General features: G+C 39.0%; 18 protein-coding genes and 1 riboswitch. Of the genes, 14 read left to right on the forward strand and 4 right to left on the reverse strand.

From position 1 onward, the window contains the following. Window positions 1–67 precede the first annotated feature (67 nt). The 5 genes from BFM98_RS00245 (at window position 68) to BFM98_RS00265 (ending at window position 6,783) form a co-directional block, all read left to right on the forward strand. Entirely contained in the window at window positions 68–1,771 is a 1,704-nt protein-coding gene (locus BFM98_RS00245; RefSeq protein ID WP_066036218.1) for a methylmalonyl-CoA mutase family protein, read from the forward strand. Then, window positions 1,768–3,921, forward strand: coding sequence for a methylmalonyl-CoA mutase (gene scpA, locus BFM98_RS00250; protein ID WP_004231201.1), 2,154 nt, complete (start codon window positions 1,768–1,770; stop codon window positions 3,919–3,921). Before BFM98_RS00245 ends, scpA begins: the two co-directional genes overlap by 4 nt. Further along, complete coding sequence (gene meaB / locus BFM98_RS00255; protein WP_048392309.1) at window positions 3,921–5,018, forward strand: methylmalonyl Co-A mutase-associated GTPase MeaB; 1,098 nt, start codon at window positions 3,921–3,923, stop codon at window positions 5,016–5,018. The genes scpA and meaB overlap by 1 nt, the downstream gene beginning before the upstream one ends. A 161-nt stretch (window positions 5,019–5,179) precedes the next feature. Beyond that, a complete protein-coding gene (locus tag BFM98_RS00260; RefSeq protein WP_004231203.1) occupies window positions 5,180–5,620 on the forward strand; it encodes a BrxA/BrxB family bacilliredoxin in 441 nt (146 codons plus the stop codon). A 152-nt stretch (window positions 5,621–5,772) separates the two neighbouring features. After that, window positions 5,773–6,783 (forward strand): aromatic acid exporter family protein, encoded by a 1,011-nt coding sequence (locus tag BFM98_RS00265; RefSeq protein ID WP_081010952.1) that lies wholly within the window; start codon window positions 5,773–5,775, stop codon window positions 6,781–6,783. A gap of 22 nt (window positions 6,784–6,805) precedes the next feature. Here the strand turns inward: BFM98_RS00265 and prli42 are convergent, their stop codons facing one another. Continuing rightward, on the reverse strand, window positions 6,806–6,901 hold the full coding sequence (gene prli42 / locus BFM98_RS24355; protein ID WP_009370219.1) for a stressosome-associated protein Prli42: 96 nt from the start codon (window positions 6,899–6,901) through the stop codon (window positions 6,806–6,808). Window positions 6,902–7,026: 125 nt separating this feature from the next. Between prli42 and mce the strand changes: the two genes are divergently transcribed. From mce to BFM98_RS00295, 6 genes are all read left to right on the forward strand, one after another. Next, window positions 7,027–7,440: a methylmalonyl-CoA epimerase gene (gene mce / locus BFM98_RS00270; protein WP_004231207.1), complete on the forward strand. Its 414-nt coding sequence runs from the start codon at window positions 7,027–7,029 to the stop codon at window positions 7,438–7,440. A gap of 5 nt (window positions 7,441–7,445) precedes the next feature. After that, complete coding sequence (locus BFM98_RS00275) at window positions 7,446–8,993, forward strand: acyl-CoA carboxylase subunit beta (RefSeq protein WP_066036219.1); 1,548 nt, start codon at window positions 7,446–7,448, stop codon at window positions 8,991–8,993. Between the two features lie 106 nt (window positions 8,994–9,099). After that, the gene (locus BFM98_RS00280; RefSeq protein WP_066036220.1) at window positions 9,100–10,053 is read left to right on the forward strand and encodes a hypothetical protein; all 954 of its coding nucleotides are present in this window, start codon (window positions 9,100–9,102) and stop codon (window positions 10,051–10,053) included. A 134-nt stretch (window positions 10,054–10,187) separates the two neighbouring features. After that, window positions 10,188–11,303 (forward strand): M20/M25/M40 family metallo-hydrolase, encoded by a 1,116-nt coding sequence (locus BFM98_RS00285; protein ID WP_066036221.1) that lies wholly within the window; start codon window positions 10,188–10,190, stop codon window positions 11,301–11,303. Window positions 11,304–11,326: 23 nt separating this feature from the next. Beyond that, window positions 11,327–11,815 (forward strand): chemotaxis protein CheW, encoded by a 489-nt coding sequence (locus BFM98_RS00290; RefSeq protein ID WP_004231214.1) that lies wholly within the window; start codon window positions 11,327–11,329, stop codon window positions 11,813–11,815. A 137-nt stretch (window positions 11,816–11,952) separates the two neighbouring features. Then, window positions 11,953–12,044: riboswitch (cyclic di-GMP riboswitch) on the forward strand. A 43-nt stretch (window positions 12,045–12,087) separates the two neighbouring features. Further along, window positions 12,088–12,969: an amidase gene (locus BFM98_RS00295; protein WP_066036258.1), complete on the forward strand. Its 882-nt coding sequence runs from the start codon at window positions 12,088–12,090 to the stop codon at window positions 12,967–12,969. A 45-nt stretch (window positions 12,970–13,014) separates the two neighbouring features. Here the strand turns inward: BFM98_RS00295 and nspC are convergent, their stop codons facing one another. From nspC to BFM98_RS00310, 3 genes are all read right to left on the reverse strand, one after another. Continuing rightward, entirely contained in the window at window positions 13,015–14,154 is a 1,140-nt protein-coding gene (nspC, locus tag BFM98_RS00300; RefSeq protein ID WP_004231219.1) for a carboxynorspermidine decarboxylase, read from the reverse strand. After that, window positions 14,151–15,380: a saccharopine dehydrogenase family protein gene (locus BFM98_RS00305; RefSeq protein WP_048392314.1), complete on the reverse strand. Its 1,230-nt coding sequence runs from the start codon at window positions 15,378–15,380 to the stop codon at window positions 14,151–14,153. Before BFM98_RS00305 ends, nspC begins: the two co-directional genes overlap by 4 nt. 426 nt (window positions 15,381–15,806) lie before the next feature. Next, window positions 15,807–16,013, reverse strand: a complete 207-nt coding sequence (locus tag BFM98_RS00310) for a hypothetical protein (protein WP_054549177.1) — start codon at window positions 16,011–16,013, stop codon at window positions 15,807–15,809. A 202-nt stretch (window positions 16,014–16,215) separates the two neighbouring features. Here BFM98_RS00310 and BFM98_RS00315 point away from each other — a divergent pair, with 202 nt between their 5' ends. The 3 genes from BFM98_RS00315 (at window position 16,216) to BFM98_RS00325 (ending at window position 19,497) form a co-directional block, all read left to right on the forward strand. Then, window positions 16,216–17,928: a methyl-accepting chemotaxis protein gene (locus tag BFM98_RS00315; RefSeq protein ID WP_054549178.1), complete on the forward strand. Its 1,713-nt coding sequence runs from the start codon at window positions 16,216–16,218 to the stop codon at window positions 17,926–17,928. 90 nt (window positions 17,929–18,018) lie between these two features. Further along, entirely contained in the window at window positions 18,019–18,762 is a 744-nt protein-coding gene (locus tag BFM98_RS00320; protein ID WP_066036222.1) for a tetratricopeptide repeat protein, read from the forward strand. A 102-nt stretch (window positions 18,763–18,864) separates the two neighbouring features. Beyond that, on the forward strand, window positions 18,865–19,497 hold the full coding sequence (locus BFM98_RS00325) for a LysE family translocator (protein WP_048392317.1): 633 nt from the start codon (window positions 18,865–18,867) through the stop codon (window positions 19,495–19,497). Window positions 19,498–19,518 lie beyond the last annotated feature (21 nt).

The raw sequence follows: 19,518 nt of genomic DNA on the forward strand, positions 1-19,518 counted from the left end.
AGTCGCAATTTGTCATGTAGAATAACAAATAGAAACTACTAAGGGGGGAAGCTGATTAAGCGTCCGCATGTCAAACAACATGAAAAATATTGAATTTGAAATACCAGCCTATTCAGACTGGCAAGATGCAGCAATCAAAGCTTTAAAAGGGAAACCATTTGAGTCACTATTCACAAAAACAAATGAAGGTGTTACACTACAGCCGCTTTACACGCAAGAAAGTTTAGTAGCTAAGCTTGGAGAAGAGCTTGATTTACAAGTTGCCACAATTCGTTCCCTACAAAATGATCAAGTATTTCAGGTGGCACAACAAATTCACGCTGATTCAAGCGAAGCTTTTTTTGCACAGCTTGAGGATAGCCTAGCTCGAGGCAATGAAGTTATTACGATTGATAGCCGAGTGAGCTTTGCTTGGACAGAAGAAGTATTGGTCAAATTAGCATCATATTTCTCAGAATATTCGTTTAAAATTACTATTGAAAATTCAAAAGACCCGTTATTAGCAGTATTCGACAACATTCCAGTAGATCAACAAGAAGCCATTAAAGGTTACATTATTTCAAAAGACCCTATCGCTTTGACTGCATTTCCGAACGTGCGCTCAGTCAGTGCAGACACAACGGTTTATCATAATGAAGGTGCTAACGCTGTACAAGAATTAGCCTATGCACTTGCATTAGCAGCCAAATTTGCAGAACAAGAAGAAAGCTTTGAAGCGTTCTCGAAGAAATTCTTTGTATCATTTGCCATTGATACACAATTCTTTACGGAGATTGCAAAGCTACGTGCTTTTAAAGTACTTTGGAAAGCGTTCTCATCCGCTTATGGCGTAACAGATCATGTGAAAATCCCTACTGTGGCTGAAACATCATTAAGAAGCTTTTCTAAATTAGATGTGTATGTAAATTTATTACGCTCTTCAAATGAAGCGCTTTCTGGTTTAATCGGTGGTGCTGATCTCTTTACGGTTCATCCACATGACGTGTTAATAAAGCCTACGGATCAATCCATTCGTATCGCTCGTAATGTATCATTAATTTTAAGAGAAGAAACAAATGTCTTAAAAGTAAAAGATCCAGCAGGGGGCTCTTACTTTATCGAGTCGTTAACAGCAGATTTTGTGAAAGAAGCATGGGCACTATTTTTAGACATTCAGGCAGCTGGCGGTATCGATGAATATACTGCCTCTGGCAAGCTTGCAGAAGAAGTGGAAGCATCCTATCAAAAACGCATCAAAGCTGCCCAAACACGTAAGCAATCATTAATTGGAACGAATATTTATGCTAATCCAGCTGATATTCTTGAACAGGATACAAATCCATTATTTGCTGATATTAAGCGTATCGCTGCTCCATTTGAGGATTTACGTGCAGACATGACAGCAGCAGATGTAAAAACAGGTATTTTAGCATTAGGATCATTAAAAAGCTCCAAACCACGCGCAGATTTTGTAGCGGGCTTCTTAAACACAGTTGGTCTTGTACCAGAAAAAAGTGAGCCAGTGACAGCTGTAGAAGAGGCAGTAGCTTGGCTGAAAGCGACAGAGGCTAAGTATGTAGTGATTGCAGGCAGTGATGATGATACAAAAGCATTTTTATCAGCCATTTTAGCTGAAAAACCAGCGAATGTGCTTGTAGATGTAGCGGGCAAATTTAAAGACGAAGAAGAAGCATGGTTAGCAAATGGCTTAAACGGCTTTATTTTCGCAGGACAAAACATCATTGAAAAATTACAGTCCGTGTTTGCGAGCATGAAGGAGGTCCAACGATGAGCAAGCCAAATTTTAATGCAGTAGAAATAGAAAAGGTTTTAACAGCTGAAGCACCTCAAGCGTCTGAAGACAAGTTCATGACAAATGAGGGAATTGAAATTAAAGATATTTACACAAAAGAAGATATTAAAGAGGCTAAACATCTAAATGATGTGGCAGGGATTGCACCCAACACACGTGGGCCATACCCTACTATGTATGTAGCACGTCCATGGACGGTTCGCCAATACGCAGGTTTCTCAACTGCTGAAGAATCCAATGCCTTTTACAAACGAAATTTGGCTATGGGACAAAAAGGTCTTTCTGTCGCGTTTGATTTAGCAACACACCGAGGCTATGACTCTGATCATCCACGTGTAACAGGGGATGTAGGAAAAGCTGGGGTTGCGATTGACTCAGTTGAGGATATGAAAATCCTTTTCGATCAAATCCCGTTAGACCAAATGTCAGTTTCAATGACAATGAATGGTGCCGTATTACCCGTCCTTGCATTCTATATTGTAGCAGCAGAAGAACAAGGGGTAACGCCAGATCAATTAGCAGGTACCATTCAAAATGATATTTTAAAAGAATACATGGTGCGTAATACATATATTTACCCACCAGCTATGTCAATGAAAATCATTGCAGATATTTTTGAATATACAGCGAAGTATATGCCAAAATTTAACTCTATTTCAATTTCGGGTTACCATATTCAAGAAGCAGGCGCAACAAATGACATTGAGCTTGCCTATACATTAGCAGATGGCTTGGAGTATGTACGAACAGGATTAAAAGCAGGTATTGATATTGATGCATTTGCACCACGCCTATCGTTCTTCTGGGCAATTGGTATGAACTATTACATGGAAGTTGCTAAAATGCGTGCAGCACGTCGTATTTGGGCACAAATGATGTCGACGTTTAACCCTAAAAATCCGAAGACATTAGCATTACGTACGCATTCCCAAACATCTGGCTGGTCATTAACTGAGCAAGATCCATTTAACAATGTTGCACGTACTTTAATCGAAGCAAATGCCTCTTCGATGGGACATACGCAATCCCTTCATACAAATGCATTAGATGAAGCGATTGCACTTCCAACAGATTTCTCAGCACGTATCGCGCGTAATACACAGTTATTTTTACAAGAGGAAACAGCGATGACAAAAGTCATTGATCCTTGGGGTGGTTCGTACTACGTAGAGAAATTAACAGAAGAAATTACGAAATCTGCTTGGGCGTTAATCGAAGAGATAGAAGCGCTTGGTGGTATGGCTAAAGCGATTGAAACGGGACTTCCAAAAATGAAGGTTGAGGAAGCAGCAGCAAAACGTCAAGCGAAAATTGATTCTAAAACAGAAACGATTGTTGGCGTGAATAAGTATCGCTTAGCAAAAGAAGAGCCAATTGATATTTTAGATATCGATAATACCATTGTTCGTCAAAAACAAATTGAACGTTTAGAAGCGATGAAGGCAGCTCGTGATGAAGCGGAAGTTCAAAAACATTTAGCTCGCTTAACGAAGGCGGCTCAAGATGGAGAAGAAAACCTGCTAGCGGTAGCAGTGGATGCAGCGCGCGCTCGTGCTTCTTTAGGTGAAATATCTGATGCAATTGAAGCAGTTTCTGGTCGTCATAAAGCGGTCATTCGTTCGATCTCTGGTGTTTACTCTGCAAACTTCTCTGATGAGGAGCAAATTGCGGAAGTGAAACAAATGACAGAAGAATTCCTTGAAAATGAAGGTCGTCGTCCGCGTATTTTAGTTGCTAAAATGGGACAAGATGGACATGACCGTGGTGCAAAGGTTGTCGCAACTGGTTATGCAGATTTAGGCTTTGACGTAGATATTTCTCCATTATTTATGACGCCTGCTGAGGCTGCTCAAATGGCTGTTGAAAATGATGTTCATGTTATTGGTGTGTCTTCACTAGCAGCAGGACATAAAACATTAGTGCCTGAATTGATAGCTGAGCTTGAAAAACTAGGTCGTGAAGATATTATCATTATTGTGGGTGGTGTTATACCAGCACAAGATTATGATTTCCTTTATAATGCTGGTGCAGTAGCCATTTTCGGACCAGGTACAGTGATTCCTGTATCCGCACAAAAAATTATTGAAGAAATCTACAAACGTTTAGGCTATGAGGAAGTGTCTGAATAATGGACAAAAATAAAGGAATGGAAGAAAGTGCGCTATTTGTCATGGACGGAGTAGAGGCGACTCACGACGGGATGCAATATGGTACACCCAAAAAGTTCCGAAAGAAAAAGGCAGACACTCTAAATGTAGGAGAGCTTGCACAACAAGTACGTGCGGGCTCTCGCACACATTTATCAAAAGCCATTACCCTCATTGAAAGTTCAAACGCTACCCATAAAGTACAGGCACAAGAACTATTGCAGGAGCTTCTTCCACATACAGGCAATAGTATCCGAATTGGCATAACAGGTGTGCCTGGGGCAGGAAAAAGCTCATTCATAGAGGCTTTCGGTACTATGCTTTGTGATATGGGGAAACGAGTTGCTGTTCTTGCCATTGATCCAAGTTCTTCTCTATCGGGAGGAAGTATACTTGGCGATAAAACGCGTATGGAAGAGCTCGTTAAGAAGCCTAGTGCATTTGTGCGTCCATCGCCATCGGCAGGTACCCTAGGGGGTGTTCACAAAAAGACACGAGAAACCATGTTAGTTTGTGAGGCAGCAGGCTATGATGTGATTTTAATTGAAACAGTGGGTGTTGGACAAAGTGAAACCTATGTCCGTGGCATGGTTGACTTCTTCCTGCTTCTTGTTTTAACAGGAGCGGGGGATGAATTGCAGGGCATGAAAAAAGGCATTATGGAATTAGCAGATGCAATTGTCGTGCATAAGGCGGATGGTGATAATGTACGTCTAGCTAAAAAAACGGTTGCAGAGTACAAACAAATTTTGCACTTTTTACAGCCTGCTACACCTGGTTGGATGTCAACTGCCATGCCTGTTAGTTCACTAGAAAATCGAGGACTTGATAAGGTTTGGGAAACAATTGGGGAATTCAAGCAAATCGTAGAAGCAAATCACTATTGGGCTACCCGACGCCAGCAACAAACAAAAGAATGGTTCCAATCGATGATTACCGATCATTTAATAGATCTCTTTTATGGAAACCCGCAACGTAAAGCACAAGTACAACAGCTTGAACGTCAAATTTTAAGTGGACAGTTGACAGTTACACAAGGTGTGGATCGTTTATTTAGCGAGGAGCAGGAAGACAAGTAAACGAGTCTTATTGAAATCGTAGTAATTTCAACTGAAATGTGTTGAGCAAGTAGGTGCACAAATTGCTTGCAAACTGCTATGATAAGAGATGGATAAGCGTCAAAAACCTACTATCTGAAATATAACTAAGTTGGCGCGAACTTGAAAGGAGCTATCGCTATATGAATATGGATTACGATTTATTTATGCAGGAAATTTTAAAAACAGCACGTGCTGAAATTGAGGCAGCTGGTTATGAACAATTAACAACACCAGAAGCTGTAGAAGAGGCGTTTGCTCGTCCAGGTACAACATTAGTAATGGTGAACTCAGTATGTGGTTGTGCGGGTGGTATCGCTCGTCCAGCAGCAGCACAATGCGTTCATTATGATAAACGTCCAGACCATTTAGTAACAGTGTTTGCAGGGCAAGATAAAGAAGCAACTGCAGCAGCGCGTTACCATTTTGGAGAGGATCATCTACCTTCATCACCATCATTCGTTCTATTAAAAGACGGACAAGTTGTCGCAGAAGTGGGACGCTATGAAATTGAAGGGCATGACCCAATGTCAGTTGTGACAAATTTACAAGCAAACTTTGAAGAATATTGTGACGAGCTTTAAGTCTATTCTTGCATAAGAAAAATCATTTTCAATCAAGTAGAAAAGCCTCATAGATCATGCTATCTATGTAGGCTTCCTACTGATCCTCATGTATAGGTAGTTTCATTATTATTAAAATTTTTGTAATATTGGCTAAATAATTAGCTGAATGAGTGAAGAGTACTAAAGGATGGGAGGCAGTCGGCCTGAAGAAGTTTTCAATCGGCTATCGAACTTTAAAAACAGCAATTGGTGCGGCCATCGCTATTGCCATTGCACAGTATTTTGATTTAGCCTCATATGCATCTGCTGGTATTCTAACCATATTATGTGTGCAGCCAACAAAAAAGAAATCCATTTATGCAGCCTATACACGATTGGTTGCAAGTATTGTAGCAATGCTTTTTGCCTTTGTAAGCTTTGAGTTATTTGCTTATCATCCACTTACACTAGCAGGCATGCTTATACTCTTTATTCCTACTATTGTATCTTTAAAGGTTGCGGATGGATTTATCTCCAGTGTCGTGATTATTATGCATATTTACGCTGCTGAAGGTTATTCATTAACACTTGTTTATAATGAATTAGCGTTGATGGCTATCGGTTATGGAACAGGGATTGCCATTAATATGTATATGCCAGACATTCAAAAGGAATTAAATTACTACAGAGTCAAAATAGAGGAGCTATATAGTAAGATTTTTTTAGAAATTGCCAGCTATTTACGGCAAGGAGATACGTTGTGGAACGGCCAAGAAATTATCGATGCAATCAAAGCACTAGAAGAGGCAAAATCATTAGCGTTTAAAGATGTTCAAAACCATTTTACAAGACGTAAAAATGATTACTATGTATATTTCGATATGCGAGAGCAGCAGCTAGAAATTATCGAAAGAGTGCTACCCAAAGTGACGACATTACCTGTTATAGTACAAGAGGCTGAAATTGTGGCAGATTTTTTACAAGACCTAGGTGAGCATGTTCATTCGGGGAATACGGCTAGTCAGTATCGCGAAAAGCTCGAACATGTTAAGCGCGATTTTTCTCAGCTTCCTTTACCACAAAGCCACGAGCAATTTATCGCTCAGGCAGCCCTCTATCAGTTTATAGAGGAAATGGACAGGTATTTAGAAATAAAGCAGTCATTTAAAGGGTTAAAGGCTAAAAAAGAGCGCCCACAGTAGTGTGGACGCCTCGTGCTTTGCCTTAAATTATCATAGATAATCCGAATGCTAGAGATGAGATTAGCATAATTGCGATCATACTATAAATAACGACTTTTTGAAATTTTTTATTACTCATATGCTCGTTCGCTCCTTCTTTTCTTATAAATAGTTTAGCAAATCTGAAAAATTTCTCAAGTAGTAGAGTTTTGACAAAAAAGTCTGTAAAATAGAGTATGTACCATAACAGAAGGAGATGTCACCATGGAGAAAGTAGACCATATTGGGATTGCAGTGCGCGATCTTGATGAACGCATTACATATTATACAGAAACTTTGGGCTTAAAGTTGATGAAAGTGGAAGAAGTAGAATCTCAACAGGTTCGTGTGGCATTTATCGATGCAGGGAACGTGAAAATCGAGCTATTAGAACCAATGAGTGATAAAAGTGCCATCCATGGTTTTATTGAAAAACGTGGAGAAGGAATTCATCATGTTGCGTTTGGTGTGACGGGAATTCGTGAACGAATGGCAGAGCTTCGTGAAAAAGGTGTACGTCTCTTATCCGAAGAGCCAGGGCCAGGTGCTGGAGGGGCAGAGGTTGCGTTTATGCATCCTAAATCCTCATTTGGGGTGTTATATGAATTATGTGATAAAAGTGGAAAAGGGGATAAGTGATTAGTATGGATATGTTCGACAAAATCAATGACTTGTATGACCGTAAAACGGTAATTGAACTTGGTGGTGGCTATGATCGCATCGATAAGCAGCATGAGAAGGGGAAACTTACTGCTCGTGAGCGTATAGACTTGTTGCTAGACGAAGGTACATTTTTCGAAATCAACCCATTTATTACACATCGTACAGTAGACTTCGGCATGGAAAAAATGGAGGGACCTGGTGATGGTGTCGTAACTGGATTCGGTAAAATTAACGGACGTCCAGTATACTTATTCTCTCAAGATTTCACAGTGTTTGGTGGGGCGCTTGGTGAAATGCATGCGAAAAAAATGGCAACAGTGATGGATCTAGCTGCTAAAAATGGTACACCATTTATCGGCATCAATGACTCAGGCGGTGCACGTATTCAAGAGGGTGTTCTTTCATTAGATGGCTATGGTCATATCTTCTACCGAAATGCCATTTATTCTGGTGTGATTCCACAAATCTCTGTGATTATGGGACCTTGTGCTGGTGGAGCTGTTTATTCTCCAGCTATTACTGACTTTATTCTAATGGTGGATAAGACATCTCAAATGTTCATTACAGGACCTAAAGTAATCGAAACGGTAACAGGAGAGAAAATTTCTGCTGAAGATTTAGGTGGTTCGAAAGTAAATAATGCGGTCAGTGGGAATGCTCATTTCCGTGCTCCTTCTGAAGAGGCAGCGATTGATGAAATTAAAAAACTATTAAGCTACTTACCACAAAACAATAAAGAAAAGGCGCCTCGTCAAACTAGACCTGAAGGGGATGACTACCGTCCAGAAATCGTAGATACAGTACCAATCGAAACAACACGTCCATATGATGTACGTAAAGTTGTTGAGCAAGTAGTGGATGAAGGTTCGTTCATGGAAGTACATGCAGAGTTTGCTAAAAACGTAGTAGTCGGTTTTGCACGTATTGCTGGCGAATCAGTTGGACTTGTTTGTAACCAACCAAAAGTTCTTGCTGGTGGCTTAGATATCGATTCTTCTGATAAAGCTGCTCGTTTCATTCGTACTTGTGATGCATACAATATCCCAATCATCACATTTGAAGACGTTTCTGGCTTCTTCCCAGGTGTTAAACAAGAACATGGTGGTATTATTCGTCATGGTGCGAAAATTCTTTATGCTTATTCAGAAGCGACTGTTCCAAAAATTACAGTGATTTTACGAAAAGCTTATGGAGGCGCTTACGTTGCCTTAAACTCTAAATCAATTGGTGCTGACCTTGTATTTGCATGGCCAAATGCTGAAATTGCTGTTATGGGTGCTGCTGGCGCAGCTAACATCATTTTTGCCCGTGAAATTGCAAAATCAGATGACCCAGAAGCAACTCGTGCAGCAAAAATCGAAGAATATAAAGAGAAATTTGCTAACCCATATGTTGCAGCATCTCGCGGTATGGTAGACGACGTAATCGATCCACGAGATACACGTATCAAGCTGATTCAAGGACTTGATATGCTGTCAAACAAACATGAAACACGTCCAGAGAAAAAGCACGGTAATATTCCTCTATAATAGTCATACAAGCCTAGCAGCTCAAAAGTTGCTAGGTTTTTCATTGCCAAAAAGTGAAACATTTTTGTATGTCATCCGTACTGATAGATATGAGGAGTTGAGATGAATGGAATGGCAGCAATTACAAACAGAGCAAGAAAAGATTCATGCACAACTTAGAAAAGCATCTAGATTAAACGAACAAAATCAGTTAATTGATGGGCAAATTAAACATACACAACAGGAAATAGACACTCATACAGCAGCACTCCACCAAATTCGATCCAAACTTGATAAATTGGATGGTTTCTCGTTTATGAATATGATTCGTACGTGGACAGGGCAACAAGATGAACTGAGGGCAGAAAAAATTGATAAGGCGGCAGTACTTGAATTAAAGCTGAATGAAGCAAAGAAAATGCAAAATGATTTAGCAGAGGACAACGTGCAAGTGATGAATCAGCTTGCCCAGATTGATGAAAATGCGCTACAGCAATCACTTCAACAGGTCTACCTTAAAAAGAAGAAGTATTTACAGATTCATGATGCTGCCCAAGCAGAAAGGCTAGAGCATTTAGCACATGAGGAAATGCTAACAAAGCAGCTCATTAGAGAAATTAAAGAGGCGGAGGAAGCGGGAGAAGTAGCTCTTACAAGGCTAGGGCAAGCAGCAGCTTCATTACATTCGGCCAATGGATATTCCACATGGGATACATTTTTTGGCGGTGGGCTGATTGCTACGCACTTAAAGCATGATGCACTCGATCAGTCTGAAAACTATTTACATAGTGCTCAAATTGCGTTACAACGGTTTCATAATGAATTATTAGATGTTCATGAAATGTCTACGAAATCGCTGCATATTGAAACAGATGGGTTTGTTAAGTTTGCTGATTACTTTTTTGATGATATTTTTTCAGCATGGTCTGTTCATTCTAAAATCTCGACAGCAAGGGAACAGGTCTCGCGTGTTCAAGATGATGTACATAATACGATTTGGCGCTTACAGGATAAACATAATAAAGCTGTCAACTACCTACAATCATTAGAAAAAGAAAAAGAGCTTATTTTCAATGACTAGGGAAAGTCTGAGATTTTTCTCAGACTTTTTATTTTGGTAGTATTGTTCAATGATTTCAACTCTTCTGACGTTGTGCTAAAATGATACATATACTATAACGTGGAAATACACGTAAACTAAGGGAGTTTTACAACATGACAAGTCGTTTAGTAGAAGAGTTTTTTGAGCTCGTACAAATTGATTCCGAAACAAAACATGAACAACTAATAGCACCAATTCTTGTAGATAAGTTAACTGCACTTGGATTTTCAGTGATTCAAGACGATGCACATACGCGTAATGGACATGGGGCAGGTAATATTATTGCCACATTAAAAGGCACATTGGATGTAGAGTCAATCTATTTCACTTCTCATATGGATACTGTCGTTCCAGGAAAAGGCATCAAACCGTCTTTACGTGAAGATGGCTATATCGTATCAGATGGTACGACGATTTTAGGTGCCGATGATAAAGCAGGACTAGCTGCTCTATTTGAGATGGTCAAACGTTTGAAAGAGCAAAATATTGCACATGGCGATATTGAATTTATTATTACGGCTGGTGAAGAAAGTGGCCTTGTTGGCGCTAAAGAGTTAGATCCAGCTAACATTAAAGCAAAATATGGATTTGCGGTTGATAGCGATGGCAAAGTTGGTGGTATCGTGACAGCAGCACCATTCCAAGCGAAAATTTTCACAAAGATTATTGGAAAAACGGCACATGCAGGGGTTGCTCCTGAAAAGGGCATTTCTGCCATAACAGTCGCATCAAAATGCATTGCTCAAATGAAACTAGGTCGTTTAGATGAAGAAACAACAGCGAATATTGGGCGTTTTGAAGGTGGACAAGCGACGAATATTGTTTGTGACGAAGTGACAATCCTTGCAGAAGCACGCTCTATAGACAAAGCTAAATTGGATGCGCAAACAAAGCATATGCAAGATACGTTTGAACAAGTAGCTGCTTCTTTAGGCGCACGTGCAGAGGTAGAAGTGAAGCTAATGTATCCAGGCTTCCGTGTAACGGAATCGGATAAAGTAGTTCAGGTAGCTATGGCTGCTGCACGCAATATTGATCGTACACCGACACTAGGCATTTCTGGTGGAGGCTCAGATGCAAACGTCATCGCAGGCTTTGGTATTCCTACAGTTAATTTATCTGTTGGATACGAGGATATCCATACAACAAATGAAAAAATACCAGTAGAAGAACTTGAAAAATTAGCAGATTTACTAGTAGAAATCGTCAAAGAATCGGCGAAAAACTAACAGTCGAATAAGGATGTGACCCTATGGAAAGTGTCAAAGCAGTCGTTTTTGCTTGTGGGACAGAGGAGTATGCTGTGCCTGTGGAGCAAGCGATTTCAATTGAAAAATTAGAGCAAGTAACACCTATTCCTCATTTACCTAACTATCTTCTAGGCTTTACAAGAATTCGCGGTGAGCTTGTACCTGTTCTTGATTTTGAACGCATACTGTACAATCGTTCATCGAATACAGCAACTGCTCGTATCATTGTGTTGAATACAGATGTTGTTAATTATGGATTACTTGTTACAGAAGCACGTGAAATTCTTGATTTCGATGAATCAGTACTTCAGCAATTGGGTCTAGTCAATTATAGTAAAACACGCTATTTTACTGCGGTAGCTAATCTTGAAAATCGAATGATAACATATGTTGATCCAAAAATACTGGTTAATTCATTAGAGGGAATTAGGGAAATTATCGATTATTTACACAAAATGCTTGAAAATGAAAAGGAAAACGTAGAGGCTTAAGTACTCTACGTTTTTTTATGTTTGAATAGTAAATTTAACCTGTATTTTGTCGTTTTTACCTGATCATACATGTGACAATTATGCATTATACCTACAGACAAACAATTACTAACCGCGTATGATAATGATTAAGAAAAAACTGAAAAAGGCAAACTTCACCGAAAGGGAGGGACGCAAAGCCATGAGTCTAAACACTATAATTTCAGTGCAAGATTGTCAGGTTGCCAGGTTCTGTTCTAGGAGCCGTGGCGAGTAGAATGGAGTTAGTTCGTATGAAGAGACAATTAAAAGTATGGACCGCACTAATCGTCATCATGATTAGTTCATTAGCTTTATCAAGTGGAAAGGTTGATGCAATGTCTATACAGGAAAAGGCTACTTGGCTGTGGGATACATCCCTCATCATTGATGACCAAGAAAAAATATTATTATTTTTAGAACATAACGATGTCAATAAAGTTTATCTGCAAATCGATCAAGGCATAGCGAGCAATGACTATAAGCATTTTATTAGTAACGCTTCTCACAGAGGTATTCGCATTTATGCATTGGATGGTGCTGCAAGCTGGGTTTCAGCTGAGGGTAGTCGAAGCCAAGACGAATTGTTTAATTGGTTACATACATATAATGAGAATTCAACTGAATCTGAGCAATTTTCTGGGGTTCATCTTGATGTAGAACCTTATTTAAATAGTGGATGGAGCTTACATCAAGCACAAACGATAGAATCCTATCAAACACTAATAATGAAAGCAAGTGAGAAAGCAAGTCAGTTACAACTTACTTTAGAAGTAGATATGCCATTTTGGTTTGATGAAGTTCAGTATAATAACCAATTTGGAAAAGGGTTATTAGCTGATTGGGTCATTGAGCATACGGATAGTGTGACGATCATGGCCTATCGTGATGCTGCAAAAGATATTATCTCTATTGTAGAACATGAAATCGCGTATGCTTCCACTGTGAATAAATCAATTGTAATTGGTGTAGAAACAGGCGCTTCAGAGGAAGGGGAAAATATTACTTTTTATGATAATGGAGAAGCCTTTATGAATGAACAGCTTATACTTGTTCAGCGACATTTTTCAAATAACGATGCTTTTCATGGAGTAGCCATTCATTATGTGGAGAATTGGATGACCATGCGTCCATAAAAAAAGTCCTTCCAGTGTTAAACTGGAAGGGCTTTTCTATTGGTATTAGGACAGTCGACCACTGTAGTCCTCGAATTTAAATTCACGAATGACTTTAATACCTTCTTCATCATTATAAGAAACGATAGATGGTAAGTTGACACCGTTAAACATATGGTTTTTCACCATTGAATAATGAGCCATATCTGTGAATACAAGACGATCACCTGGTTTTAATGGCTGTTCAAACGAATAATCGCCAATCACATCACCAGCTAGACATGTTAGTCCACCTAAGCGATACGTGTGTGCTAATTCATTTGCTTGTCCAGAACCAATAATCATTGGACGGTAAGGCATTTCAAGTACATCAGGCATGTGACATGTTGCTGATGTATCTAAAATAGCAAGATCCATTCCATTTTCTTGAATATCTAGCACCGTTGCTACTAAATAGCCTGTATTAAGGGCTACTGCTTCACCTGGCTCAAGATAAACAAGCAGGTTATACTTTTCTTGAATATAATTAATGATGTTCACAAGTTTTTCTACATCATAATCATCACGTGTAATATGGTGACCGCCACCGAAGTTTAACCATTTCATTTGGTGTAAAACATCACCAAATTTTTCCTCAACTACTTCAATAATACGCTCTAATGTATCAGAATTTTGTTCACACATCGCATGGAAGTGTAAGCCATCGATACCATCAAGCTGTGATTTATCAAAGTTAGCCAATGTTGTACCAAGGCGAGAGTTTGTGTAACAAGGATCATAAAGAGCTGTTTCAATTTCAGAGTATTCAGGATTCACACGAATACCACATTCAATTGTTTTACCAGCAGATTTAACTTTATCCTTGAACTGAGCCCATTGGTTAAATGAGTTAAATACGATGTGGTCCACATAGCCTAGAAGCTCGTCCATTTCATGCTCAATATAAGCAGGTGCATAAACGTGAACTTCTTTGCCCATTTTTTCATAGCCAAGACGTGCCTCATGCAGTGAGCTAGATGTAATGCCCGCTAAATATTCCCCTACTAGCGGGAATGTTGAATGCATAGAGAAGCCTTTAAGGGCTAATAAAATGCGGCAGCCTGTTCGATCTTGAATTGATTTTAAAAGCTCAAGATTCTTTGTTAATAATCGCTCATCCACTACATAAGAAGGGGATGGAACTTTTGAAAAATCAATTGGTTTCATCGGCTTAATTCCTTTGCATCTAAATCAAGGTCTAATAATTCTGGGTTATGGCTTTCTTGCCATGGTAGACCCCATTTATTTAGTGCATCCATGAATGGATCTGGATTGAAATCTTCCACATTCCATACACCTGGTTTACGCCATTCACCGTTCATCACAAGCATTGCACCGATCATAGCTGGTACGCCAGTTGTATAAGAAATCGCTTGTGAACCAACCTCGTTGTAGCACTCTTCGTGGTCACATACGTTGTACACATAGTACGTTTTTTCTTTGCCATCTTTTAGACCGCGAATGATACAACCAATGTTTGTTTTACCTTTTGTACGTGGTCCAAGTGAAGCTGGATCTGGTAATACCGCTTTAAGGAAGTGGATTGGTTGAATCATTTGTCCTTCAAATTCGATTGGCTCAATTGACGTCATACCTACGTTTTCTAACACTTTTAAGTGTGTTAAGTATTTTTCAGAGAACGTCATCCAGAAACGGATTTGTTTTAAACCTTTGATATTTTTTGCAAGGGATTCAAGCTCTTCATGGTATAGAAGGTAAATATCTTTTGGTCCGATTTCAGGTAGGTTATACACTTCTTTTTTCTCAAGTGGTGCAGTTTCAATCCACTCGCCTTCTTTCCAGTAACGACCATTCGCTGTAATTTCACGAATGTTAATTTCTGGGTTGAAGTTTGTTGCGAAATGATATCCATGATCTCCCGCATTGGCATCCACGATATCGATATAGTGGATTTCATCAAATTCATGTTTTTGTGCATGAGCTGTGAAAACGCCTGTTACACCTGGGTCAAAACCGCTTCCAAGTAATGCAGTTAAGCCAGCTTTTTCAAACTTCTCTTTATAAGCCCATTGCCATTTATATTCAAATTTTGCCGTTTCAGGTGGCTCGTAGTTTGCAGTATCCACATAGTGCACACCTGTCGCTAAGCAAGCATCCATAATCGTTAAGTCCTGATAAGGTAGAGCCACGTTAATCACTACATCTGGTCCGAAAGCTTTAATAAGCTCAATAACCTCTTCTGTATTGTCTGCGTCTACCTGTGCAGTATGAATTTTTGTTTTTCCGCCGTCTAGTTTTTCTTTTAGAGCGTCACATTTTGAAACAGTTCTACTTGCGATACAAATTTCCTCAAATACGTCCGAATTTTGAACACACTTGTGTACCACAACACTGGCAACTCCGCCAGCTCCGATAATCAATGCTTTACCCAATTGTCTACCCCCAAGTTCATATAAAGTATTGTCAAACAAGCTGATTATACAGAAAATTGATATACTACTCAATCATTGTTTTAAAATTTTCTACAAAAAATTTTATTTTTCTACAACAATTAGACGTATACGGAGGGGATTGCCTCGGAAAAGAAGGGAATCATGAATAAATCTACAACGCCATTTTAGTAAAAATAGCTGTTGTATAGACTTAAATAATTGGTGAAGTTTCATCACAATTCATCCAAGATACTACGACATCAAGTAAATATTTTTCTAAATGAATGTTTTGACATAGTATCTCTTCCGATTGACGATTTGATACCATCTACTAAATCATTTCTACTAACTTTACATAAAAAAATCCCTCTACATATAGAAAGGGAAGGAACCACATTAAATCTGTGTACTGGAAAATGATGCATATTATTTCAGAAAACGATTGGATACTTGTTGTTTTTCTTCCCCCCATATATAGAAGAAAATCACAAGCAAAGTACTAAAAAAACCCATCACAAGAGCATACGTACTGAGGGCTACTCCCACTTGACTTTGCATGGCATAAATAAAAATGGCCCCTATTGTTAACAAGTTGCCTGTAACAATCGATACTAGATGAAAGCGTTTATTCATAGCAAGCCCTCCTATTAGATGAATTGGTAATGCTCAGGATTTAAGATAATTAACTTCAATTATCGCACAATTCAGAACTTTTTCCAATGTTTTTATCTTACTAGAATAATTAAAGATGCTTTTTTAATACATCTTTTTGTAGTATGATGAAACACAAAAGGAATATTCATAGATTATTACAAGAAAGGGGAGAGGATGGATCGTGAAATTACGCAATTCATTAACTTTTCAACTTGGGACGATTATCGCTGGTATTTTAGTGGTGATGCTAGGGATTACTTCGTTCGCTACATACATAACTGCTTACAATAAACTTTATGATGCTGCTGGTGTTGAGGCCTATGGCTGTGCCAATATTACGACAGGTTTGATCAATCCGCAACAATTGGACAAGGCCATTCAAGGCGACAAGGCTGTACAGGAAAGCATTGGGAACGATTTGAACTGGACAACAGGTCATAAAGATATTTTCCAAACACAATATATTTTATCGTTGGATGGCACATTATTAGCGCTTGATGATCATTTGGCTGAAAAAGGTTATGCCCCTGGTGATCAATTTTATTTAGATAAAGAAGCTATTGATATGTTGCTTACACATAAGCATCCAACATATTCACAGCCTTATACCTATGCAGGGATGGACCGTTTATCTGGCTATGCCCCTATTTTTAAAGACCATGATTCCAGTAAAGAAATTATTGCCATTAGTGTCATCGACTTTGATGCTAATATCGTGAAGGAGCGAACATGGGATGTTGTACGAAATGGGATTTTAATTAGTATTTTCCCTATGCTAATTGCTTCCATCATTACAGGCTTTTTAATTCGTCGTAAAGTAAGACCGATTAGTGTGCTGATTCAGCAGGCGAAAGAAATTGCCAATGGTAATTTAGCTGTACCTGAAACAAAAATTAACAGTAAAGATGAAGTAGCGGATTTAGCGAATACATTAAATCGAATGACAGCTAATTTACAAAATATGATTATGACGATGCGTTCCACTTCTAACACTTTAACGAATAACGCAGATGAAACCGCTTCCACCCTGAACGATATGAGCAATACCATTCAAGGTGTCGCTAATAATATCGAAGAGGTAACAAGTGCCGTGACGGCAGGGATGCACCATGCTGAAAATGCGACAGATGTTCTTACTTCTTTAGCGCAGGACCTTCAAATGATTCAAAGCAATACCAATAACAGTGCTGATAATGCTAGACAAACGATGGAATTAGCAACAGAGGGTGAGCGACTAGCAAAAGATATAAGCAATGATATGGCATTAATCCACAGCGGATCGGGTGAGGTACAACAAACAGTAGAAAACTTGGTTACATCTGCAACCAAAATTCAAACGATTACAACGTCTATTGCAAACATCGCATCACAAACAAATTTGCTAGCACTGAATGCTTCCATTGAAGCGGCTAGAGCAGGGGAGCATGGCAAAGGCTTTGCTATTGTTGCTGAGGAAGTACGGAAGCTTGCTGAGCAATCTAATCAAGAGGTATTGCAAGTTGAACAGCTTATTCAGGATATAATGAAGCATGTGCAGCAGGTCATGTCATCTACGAATGATAATACGCAATATATTGAAAAAGGAACAGAGACAGTACGTCTAACCGCACAATCTTTAGGAAATATTTCTACAGCAGTGGCTGCCACAGTAGAAGAAATGATTACCATTTCTAATGCTATGACCGCTGAAAACGAAAAATCTACACGTATTGTGCAGATGATTCAACAATTAACAGAATCTATTCGTGATATAGAAGAAACGATGAATATGATTACTGTCGCAGCACAGCAAACAACTGCAAGCATTGATGAGGTGGCACATGGCTCTAATGAAACAAATCACATGGCACACACACTCGAACAGCATGTAAAGGCGTTTAAATTAAAAGAATAATAGAAAGATTAGGACATGTTGGCTTTTGCTAATACTACTTAAATGGTAAACTAGCAATAAGATTTTTCTTTTGCGAAGGTGAGGATTTTAATGGTGGTAAAACAAATGAACGAGCAAGTTCAACAAGTCAATGACTTATTTTTGAGTGGTCAAGTAAAGGAAAGTTATCAACTAGCCAAAGAAATATTGGGCAATGATACAGCGATCGCAGAAGAGGCCTATCAAGTCATTCAGCAGCATGTGGCAATGCTAGAGGCAAATGGGTATGCAAATATGCCTCAGCCTACTGATGACAAAGCAAAGCAAAGTGTGGAACGTATAGATGGTTCATATCCAGAACGAGATGTTCTCGCAGCTTATATAGGTAGTCAGGATGATGAGCAATTTGGTAAAGTGGTCGATGAATTATTAGCAGGACCTATAGAAGCGCAGGCGAACGCCTACTATACAATGGCAGAATATTATGTCCTTGCAAAAGAACAGGATAAGGCATCAGTACAGTATGCGGAGGCAATCAAATTGCAGCCTAATAAGGCATTGTATTGGGGAGCATTTGCACAGTTTTTAAATCGTCACGAAGGTAGCCCTTATTTGGCATTAAGACTGATTGAAGAAGCAATACTCCTAGATGGAATGAATCCTCGTTGGCACTATATTCAAGGTAATATATTTTTCCAGCTAGTAGCAGCGACAAAAAATTTAAGCTATTTACCTGCCTTGGAAGAAGCATGGGAGAAAGCTAAAAAACGTTGTACAGCTAAGCAGGTCACATTGAAATTGGATTTGGAGAAGTCAAAAGATTTGTTAGCGCAATGGAAAAAGCAAATGCTCTAACAGGTATCTATTAATAATTATTTCCTTTCAAGTATAATTATGCTATAGTGAAACCATAAACGGACGTATGAAGCTTATCGATGACATGAAAGAAGTGTTTTTTTGAGTTTATATGTAGCGTATGTATTGGTAGGACTTGCCATTGCCATGCCTGTAGGAGCTATTACAGTAGAAATGACAAAGCAAGGACTCAAAAATGGTTTTATGCACGGCTGGGCAGTTGGACTTGGTGGCATGACCATTGATATTGTATTGGTTTTTGCTTTGTATATGGGACTAGCTTCCATCTTGGCTATGCCTTTAATTCAACTACCTATGTGGATTATTGGAGCGGGCTTTTTATTCTTGTTAGGCTATGATTCTATCAAGAACGCTGACCATGATATTACATTGGCAGGAGAAAAAGTAACCAAATCGTTTTTTGCCTCTTATTTTAACGGCTTACTAGTGGCCATTTCGCCTGGTAATCTTGTTTTTTGGGTCAACGTATTTGGTGTGGTGCTAGCAAAATCTTATGGACAAGGGGAGTCAACGAGCTTTTTAATTATTGCTGCTGGTGTTTTAAGTGGAATTTTACTCCACGATATCGGTTTGCTGACCATTGTCTCGGTTACTCGTAAAGCTATGAATCGGAAGATGATTAGGACATTTACCATTGTCGCAGGATTCTTATTGATTGGTTTTGCTTGTTATTTTATCTATGAATTTATACAAGGAATTAAGATTTATATATGAAAAGTGCGATCCCTAAAGATC

This window comes from Lysinibacillus sp. AR18-8 (genome assembly GCF_001705465.1).
GTDB lineage: Bacteria > Bacillota > Bacilli > Bacillales_A > Planococcaceae > Lysinibacillus > Lysinibacillus capsici.